Source organism: Citreimonas sp. (genome assembly GCF_042096055.1).
GTDB lineage: Bacteria > Pseudomonadota > Alphaproteobacteria > Rhodobacterales > Rhodobacteraceae > Citreimonas.
In genome coordinates this window covers 15,802-23,554 of sequence record NZ_JBELMH010000051.1, presented here as the reverse complement: position 1 = coordinate 23,554, position 7,753 = coordinate 15,802, and the positions used below count along the sequence as shown (strand labels likewise).

Genomic DNA, 7,753 nt, shown 5'->3' with positions numbered 1-7,753 from the left:
TTCCCGCCTACTCCCTTAGCAGGGGAGCGCCTTCGACCACTCGGCCACGTCTCCGTCGACGCGTATAGCCAAGCAAACATAGGGATTACAAGGCGATTCTGCCCTTCCGCTGAAAAACCTTACCACACCCGAAAACCGGCTCAAGTGGCACTGAGAGGCACTGAACGGCACCGAGTTTGGGCAAGATCTGGTCAATTTCCCCTACAGCGAAAGCGCCCTCGGACGCGTCAAGCGTTTTGTGAGGCCGCGCAGGCCGAACGCGCTCTTGAAACTGCCAACGCCGTTTCCGGACGGGTCTGCACGATCCGATCTCCTTTCCAGAAGGAGGCTCGGACATGAAGACTAACAGCAAGGATCCGGGTTCGGCGAGTGCCGAAGAGTTCGCTGCGTATTGGAGACTGCCTTCGGCCAGGGCCGCCCGTGAGCTCGCGCGGAAAATCGGCGTCCGCAACGTCAGCGGCCGATACGCGTGGTCTTCCATTTGGGGGGCCGAGGGGCTCGCGCCGCCTCCCGATCGCGCTGGGACGAACTGAAGCTGCCACACTGCACGGCGGACGACGTCGCAGGCATCCTGGGGGAGTCTCCGTGCCGCCCCGCCAAAGCTAGAGCCGCACCCGCGGTTCTGGCAGGCCGGTGCAGCCGGGGTCGAGGCGGAAGGTGCGGCCGTCATCGGCGTCAGGCGCGGAAAGCCCCTCCCACGCGCTGGTCACGATCATCCGGTCCAGCGCGGGGCCGCCGATGCAGGGGCAGGTGCATTGGCGGGCCGGCACGTCCAGCACGCGGTCCAGCGAGCCGTCGGGCAGATAGCGCGCCACCCGGCCCGCGCCCCATTGCGCGTTCCACAGCGCACCTTCGGAATCGACCACCGCGCCGTCGGGGTTCAGCGCGTCAGCGCGGAGGTCGACGAACACGCCCGGCGGGGCGTCCGGCCAGCCCTGGGCGTCGAGGGACACCGTCCAGATGCGCTGTCGCGGCGTGTCGGCGATGTAGGCGCGCCGTCCGTCCGGGGCGAAGCAAATTGCGTTCGGGATGGTGATGTCGGGAAACAGCTTTTCCACCGCGCCGTCGAAGTAGCGGTAGATCGCGCCGGCGCGCGGCTCGGCCGATTTGCCCATGGTCCCGATCCAGAAGCCGCCCATCGGATCGGCGCGGCCGTCGTTCGAGCGGGTCTCGGGGCGGTCGGCCTCGATCCGGGCGACCGGTTCACGCGCGCCGGTGCTCAGGTCGAACCGGTAGAGGCCGGTCTCGGTCGCGATCAACAGCGTGTCGCGGTCGATCCAGCCGGCGGCCGAGGTGAGTTCCTCCATCGGCCAGCTTTCCGGCCCGTCGGGGCCATGGGTCAGCATCCGGCGGCCGAGGATGTCGAACCAGAAGAATTGCTGCCGCTCGGGGTGCCACAGCGGGCCTTCCCCGAGTTCGCAGGCGCGATCGTCGAAAACGGCGCTCATGGCATGGCCTCCAGATGGGTCGGCCCGATCACGCGGCCGACCGGGCGGTGGTGACGCGCAACAGCCCTTTCTGCAGCAGGATGAAGGCGAGCAGCAGCAGGCCTATGATGATCTTGGTCCACCAGCTCGACAAGGTGCCGTCAAACACGATGTACGTCTGGATCAGGCCCATCGTCAGCACGCCGATCAGCGTGCCGAAGACGAAGCCCGCGCCGCCGGTCAGCAGGGTGCCGCCGATCACCACGGCCGCAATGGCCGTCAGCTCGGTTCCCACGGTGGCGAGCGGGTAGCCAGAGCTGGTGTAGATCGAGAAGACGATGCCGGACAGACCGGCCATCAGCCCCGAGAAAGCGTAGATCGCCACGGTCGTGCGGCCCACGCGGACACCCATCAGGCGGGCCGTCGCCTCACCGCCGCCAAGGGCGAAGACCGACGCGCCGAAGCGCGTGCGGTGCGCGACGATCATGCCCACAGCGACGGTCAGCAGCATGACGATGCCGATGAGGGTCAGACGCCCCTTGCCGGGCATCAGGTAGTAGGCGTCGTCCAGGAGGTCGTAGAACGGATGCTCGATCGGCACCGAGTCGATGGTCAGCATGTAGGCGGCGCCGCGCGCCAGGAACATGCCGGCCAGCGTCACGATGAAGGGCGGCATGGCAAGCGTGTGGATCAGCCAGCCCATCGCGGCACCGAAAGCCGTGGTGACCACCAGCAGCAGGGCGAAGACGGCCATCGGGTGCAGCCCGGTGTCGCGCAGAAGCACGGCGATGAACACGCCCGAGAAGGCGATGACCGAGCCGACGGACAGGTCGATCCCGCCCGACAGGATCACGATGGTCATGCCGACCGCGACGATGCCCAGGTAGGCGTTGTCGGTCAGCAGGTTGCCGATCACGCGGGTGGACAGCATGAAGGGGAACTGCGTGACGCAGACGACCCAGGCCAGCAGGAAGATCGCGATCGTCGCGGCCAGGGGATAGCTTCGCGGGTTCATTGTCCACGCTCCCGTGCAGGGCCCTGGGCGGTCGCGCGGCGCTCCTGCATCGTCCGCTTGAGGAAATACCAGTGATCGCCCAGCCGTGGGCTTTGCAGCACGAGGATGATCAGCACCAGCCCGGCCTTGATGACGAGGTTGTATTCCGACGGGAAGCCCGCAAGCAGGATGCCCGTGTCGATGGTCTGGATGATCAGCGCCCCCAGCAGCGACGCGGCGATCGAGAACCGGCCGCCCAGCAGGGAATTACCGCCGATCACCACCGCGAGGATCGCGTCGAGCTCCAGCCAGAGGCCAGCGTTGTTGGCGTCGGCGCCGCGGATGTCGGCGGTGGCCACGATCCCGGCCAGCGCGGCGCAGAGCCCCGAGGCAACGTAGACCGCGATCAGCAGGACGGTGGCGTTGACGCCGGCGAGCGCCGAGGCCGCGCGGTTCACACCGACGGATTCGATCAGCATCCCCAGCGCGGTGCGGCGCATCAGCAGCGTCACGCCGACCGCGGTGGCGATCCACAGCAGCGCCGGGACCGGGATGCCCAGCAACGTGCCCGAGCCGACGAAGGCCAGCCCGTCATGCGAGAAAGTCAGGATGCGGCCCTCGGTGATCAGCTGCGCGATGCCGCGGCCCGACGTCATCAGGATCAGCGTCGCGACGATTGGCTGGATGCCGACGATCGCCACCAGCACGCCATTCCAAAGGCCGGCCATGGCGCCCGCCAGCAGCGCAAGGCCCAGCGCGCCGGCCAGCCCGTAGCCCTTGGTGATCGACCAGGCCGCGACGGCGCCCGTGATCGCCATGACCGTGCCGACGCTGAGGTCGATGCCGCGCGTGGCGATGACCAGCGTCATGCCGACGGCCAGCAGCCCGACCAGCGCGCCGCGCTTGAGGATATCCATGACGGGCCCGACGAGGCGGCCGTCCACCAGCTCGACCCGCAGGAAGTCGGGGAAGAACAGCGTGACCAGGACCACCAGCGCGGCCAGGGTCAGCAACTGGGGCGTCACGCGGCGCAGGCCGGTCATGCGGTGGTCTCCGTCTCGTGGCGGTCCGGTGCGGCGATCGCGCGGACGATGGTGTCGGTGGTGATCTCGGCGCCGGTCAGTTCGGCCACGTGGCGGCGGTCGCGCACCACGATTACGCGGTCGGCCACGGCGATCAGCTCGTCGAGTTCGGACGAGATCACGAGGATCGACATGCCCTCGGCCGTGACCTTGCGGATTAGGCGCAGGATCTCGGCGTGGGCGCCGACGTCGATGCCGCGCGTCGGCTCGTCGAGGATCAGGAAGCGCGGGTTCATCGCCAGCCAGCGCGCCAGCACGACCTTCTGCTGGTTGCCGCCCGACAGGTCGCCGATGGGCTGTTCGGGGCCGGACGTGCGGATGTCGAGCCGCTCGATGTAGTCCTGCGCGATCCGCAGCGCTTCGGCGCGCGGGATGGGGCGTGACCAGCCGCGGCGGGCCTGCATCGCCAGCACGATGTTTTCGCGCACCGACAGGTCGGCGACGATGCCGTCCTCCTTGCGCTCTTCCGGGGCAAGGCCGAAGCCCGCGCCGATCGCCGCGCGGGGCGAGGACAGGTCGAGCGTGCCGCCCGCATCGGTCGCCTGGCCGCTATGGGCCTGCTTGAGCCCGAACATCAGCTCGGCGCTTTCGGTGCGGCCGGATCCCAAAAGCCCGGCGAGCCCCAGCACCTCGCCCTCGGCCACGGTCAGGTCGAAGGGCTCGATATGGCCGCGACGGCCGAAATTCTCGAAGCGCAGCAGGCCGGAGCGCGTGCGTTCGGCGGCGTGGTCCGTGGCGTGGTCGCGCACCTCGTGGTCCAGCGCGCGGCCGAGCATGTGCTCGATCAGCTTCACGCGGTCCAGATCGGCGGTGCGCTCGGTCACGACCTTGCGGCCGTTGCGCAGCACGGTCACGCGGTCGGTCAGGGCAAAGACCTGATCGAGGAAGTGCGACACGAAGACGATGCCCAGCCCCTGGTCGCGCAGGTTGCGCACCACGTCGAACAGCGTCTCGACCTCACGGGCGTCCAGGCTGGCCGTCGGCTCGTCGAGGATCAGCACCTTTCCCGACAGCGCCACGGCGCGTGCGATGGCGATGATCTGGCGGATCGCCACGGAATAGGCCGAGAGGTTGCGCGACACGTCGATGTCGAGGCCGTAGCCGTCCAGCATCGCCTCGGCCTGCCGGCGCTGCGCGCTCGGGTCGACCATCCCTAGGCGCGTCGGCTCGTTGCCGAAGGTCAGGTTCTGCGCGACCGTCAAATTCGGCAGCAGGTTCACCTCCTGGTAGACCGTGCCGATGCCAAGATCCTGCGCCTCGGAGGTCGAACGTGGAGAGACGCGTTCTCCGTCCAGCGTGATGACGCCCGAGTCGCGGCTATGCGCGCCGGTGAGGCACTTGATCAGCGTGGACTTGCCCGCGCCGTTCTCGCCCAGCAGGGCGTGGATCTCGCCGGCGGCCAGATCGAAATCGACGTCGTCCAGCGCCTTGGTGCCGGGAAACGTCTTGGTCAGGGATCGGATGGTCAGAAGCATGTCGGTCCGCCGCAGGGTCATGTCCGAACCGCGGGTGGGCCGCGGTTCGGACGGGTCGGCGCGGGCGATCCCGCGCCGCAACGCATGGTCCGGGGCTTAGTAGCCCAGATCCTTGCGGCGCTCGTATTCGCCCGCCGGATCGTCGCTTTGGGTGTAAAGCTTCGACTCGGTCTGGATGAACTTCTCGGGCTCGGTGCCGTCGGCCATGTAGGCCTCGAGCGCGTCGAAGGCCGGGCCGGCCATGTTCGGCGTCAGCTCGACCGTGGCGTTGGCCTCGCCGGCCGCCATGGCCTGGAAGATGTCCGGAACCGCGTCGATCGACACGATCAGGATGTCCTCGCCGGGGTTCAGGCCCGCTTCCTTGATGGCCTGGATCGCGCCCACGGCCATGTCGTCGTTATGGGCGTAGAGCGCGCAGATATCCGCGCCGCCGCCTTCGGCCTGCAGGAAGCTTTCCATCACTTCCTTGCCCTTGGCGCGGGTGAAGTCGCCGGTCTGCGAGCGCACGATCTCGATGTTGTCGTGGCCTTCGATGGCGTTCTCGAAGCCGGTCTTGCGGTCGATGGCCGGCGACGAGCCGGTCGTGCCCTGAAGCTCGACGACGCGGCACTCCTCGCCCGCGACCTCGTCGACAAGCCACTGGCCGGCGACTTCGCCTTCGTGCACCAGGTCCGAGCCCACGGCGGTCAGGTACAGAGACGGGTCGCTGTCCACCTGGCGGTCGAGCAGCACGACCGGGATCTCGGCCTCCTTGGCCTCTTCCAGCACGCTGTCCCAGCCGGTCGCGACGACCGGGGCCAGCAGGATCGCGTCGACGCCCTGGGCGATGAACGAGCGGATCGCGGCGATCTGGTTTTCCTGCTTCTGCTGCGCGTCCGAGAACTTGAGGTCGATGCCCCGTTCCTCGGCCTGCTGGCGGGTCAGGGTCGTCTCGGCGGCGCGCCAGCCGGATTCCGAGCCGATCTGCGAAAAGCCCACGGTCTGGGCAAGCGCGCCGGTCGCGCCGAAGGCGAGAATGGCGGCTGTCGAAAGAAGCGTCTTCATGAGTTTCCTCCCTGTACGGACGGGCCGGTGTCCTCCCTGGCCCGTCATCCGGCGGCGGACCATCCGCCGCCGGCATGCATGTTGCCCGGACGTGCTCAGACGTCCCGCAGATCCGCGGGCAGAAGCGCGTCGGGCATGTTCTGGAACGACACCGGCCGCAGGAAACGGCGGATGCCGAGGCTTCCGACGCTGGTGGCGCCGAAATTCGTGGATGCGGGGAAGGGGCCGCCATGCACCATGGCATCGGCCACCTCGACGCCGGTGGGGAACCCGTTGGCCAGGACGCGCCCGGCCATGCGTTCGAGCACCGGCATCAGCGCACGCGCCGCGTCGGTGTCCTCGTCCTCCATCTGCAGCGTGACGGTCAGCTGGCCGTCGAAGGATTTCGCGATCTCCAGCGTTTCGTCCGGGGACGCGGTCCGCACGAGGATCGCGGCGGGGCCGAACATCTCCTCGGCAAGCTCTGGATTGGCCAGCCAGTCGGCGCCGCTGACCTCGAAGATGGCCGGCAGGCCGCAGCGGTCAGGCGCCTCGGCCGCCTCGGTCAGGCGGCGGGCGCTCTTGGCGGTATTGGCGACGGCGGCGGCGTAGCCCTTTGCGGTACCGGCGGTCAGCATGCTTTGCGCGCCGGTTTCGGTCAGCGCCTTGACGGCCGCGTCGCGGAAGGCGTCGCCCTCGGTGCCCTGCGGCAGCACGACGACGCCTGGGTTGGTGCAGAACTGGCCGACGCCCATGGTCAGCGAGCCGGCCCAGGCGGTGCCGGTGTCGGCGCCGCGGGCCTTCAGTGCGCCGGGCATCACGAAGACCGGGTTGACCGAGCCGAGCTCGCCGTAAAACGGGATCGGCTCGGGGCGCGACATGGCGAGGTCGAACAGCGCCTTGCCGCCGCGGAACGAGCCGGTGAAACCCACGGCCCGGATCAGCGGGTGCGTGACCAGCGCCTCGCCGGCCTCGTTGGTGTTGGACTGCACGAAGCCGAACGTGCCCGTGGGCATGCCGGTCTTCTCGATCGCCGCGGCGATCGCCTGCGCGACCAGCTCGCCGGTCGCGGGATGGCCGGGATGGCCCTTGTAGACCACCGGACAGCCGGCGGCGAGCGCCGCGGCCGTGTCGCCGCCCGCGGTCGAGAACGCCAGCGGGAAGTTCGACGCGCCGAAGACGCCCACGGGGCCCAGCGGGCGCTGGATCATGCGCAGGTCGGGGCGCGGCAGCGGCTTGCGGTCGGGCAGGGCGGCGTCGTGACGGCGATCGAGGTAGTCGCCCTTGCGGATATGCTCGGCGAACATGCGCAGCTGGCCGGTGGTGCGGCCGCGCTCGCCCTCCAGCCGCGCCTCGGGCAGGCCTGTCTCGGCCGAGCCATGGGCGGTCAGCGCGTCGCCGCGGGCCTCGATCTCGTCCGCGATCGCCTCGAGGAATGTCGCGCGGGTCTCGCGGTCGGTCCAGCCGTAGGTGGCAAAGGCCTCTTCGGCGGCCTTGACCGCCGCGTCGATTTCGGCGGCGCCGCCCGATCGGACGGCCAGCGCGTCGCCTTTCACGGGGTCGGAGGTGAACGTCGCGCCGCTGTCCACCCAGTCGCCAGCGATCAGGTGTTTTCCGGTGAGGGGCGTGCTGTCGAGCATGTCAGCTCTCCTGTAATGTCGGGTCGATGAACTCGGCCGCGGCGATGCGCTTGCCGAGGGTGAAGGCATCGGCCACCAGCACCATGGGGCGCAGGTCGACCTCGGATGCCCG

6 protein-coding genes are annotated in these 7,753 nt (G+C 69.0%); all 6 read right to left on the bottom strand.

The genetic code is table 11. The features are described from left to right. Nucleotides 1–602: 602 nt before the first annotated feature. A complete protein-coding gene (locus ACFDTC_RS12080; RefSeq protein ID WP_375259132.1) occupies nucleotides 603–1,448 on the bottom strand; it encodes an SMP-30/gluconolactonase/LRE family protein in 846 nt (281 codons plus the stop codon). 28 nt (nucleotides 1,449–1,476) lie between these two features. Then, entirely contained in the window at nucleotides 1,477–2,442 is a 966-nt protein-coding gene (yjfF, locus tag ACFDTC_RS12075) for a galactofuranose ABC transporter, permease protein YjfF (protein WP_375259131.1), read from the bottom strand. After that, a complete protein-coding gene (locus ACFDTC_RS12070; protein WP_375259130.1) occupies nucleotides 2,439–3,464 on the bottom strand; it encodes an ABC transporter permease in 1,026 nt (341 codons plus the stop codon). The genes yjfF and ACFDTC_RS12070 overlap by 4 nt, the downstream gene beginning before the upstream one ends. Beyond that, a complete protein-coding gene (locus ACFDTC_RS12065) occupies nucleotides 3,461–4,978 on the bottom strand; it encodes a sugar ABC transporter ATP-binding protein (protein ID WP_375259129.1) in 1,518 nt (505 codons plus the stop codon). Before ACFDTC_RS12065 ends, ACFDTC_RS12070 begins: the two co-directional genes overlap by 4 nt. A 96-nt stretch (nucleotides 4,979–5,074) precedes the next feature. Beyond that, nucleotides 5,075–6,022 carry a galactofuranose ABC transporter, galactofuranose-binding protein YtfQ gene (gene ytfQ, locus ACFDTC_RS12060; protein WP_375259128.1) on the bottom strand — a complete coding sequence of 316 codons (948 nt, stop codon included), beginning with the start codon at nucleotides 6,020–6,022 and terminating at the stop codon, nucleotides 5,075–5,077. 95 nt (nucleotides 6,023–6,117) lie between these two features. After that, nucleotides 6,118–7,641 carry an aldehyde dehydrogenase (NADP(+)) gene (locus ACFDTC_RS12055; protein ID WP_375259127.1) on the bottom strand — a complete coding sequence of 508 codons (1,524 nt, stop codon included), beginning with the start codon at nucleotides 7,639–7,641 and terminating at the stop codon, nucleotides 6,118–6,120. Between the last annotated feature and the right edge of the window lie 112 nt (nucleotides 7,642–7,753).

What these genes read in the sequence shown, in the direction of transcription:
- yjfF (WP_375259131.1), bottom strand. Translation starts at nt 2,442, where the DNA reads ATGAACCCGCGAAGCTATCCCCTGGCCGCGACGATCGCGATCTTCCTG.
- ACFDTC_RS12055 (WP_375259127.1), bottom strand. Translation starts at nt 7,641, where the DNA reads ATGCTCGACAGCACGCCCCTCACCGGAAAACACCTGATCGCTGGCGAC.
- ACFDTC_RS12070 (WP_375259130.1), bottom strand. Translation starts at nt 3,464, where the DNA reads ATGACCGGCCTGCGCCGCGTGACGCCCCAGTTGCTGACCCTGGCCGCG.
- ACFDTC_RS12065 (WP_375259129.1), bottom strand. Translation starts at nt 4,978, where the DNA reads ATGCTTCTGACCATCCGATCCCTGACCAAGACGTTTCCCGGCACCAAG.
- ACFDTC_RS12080 (WP_375259132.1), bottom strand. Translation starts at nt 1,448, where the DNA reads ATGAGCGCCGTTTTCGACGATCGCGCCTGCGAACTCGGGGAAGGCCCG.
- ytfQ (WP_375259128.1), bottom strand. Translation starts at nt 6,022, where the DNA reads ATGAAGACGCTTCTTTCGACAGCCGCCATTCTCGCCTTCGGCGCGACC.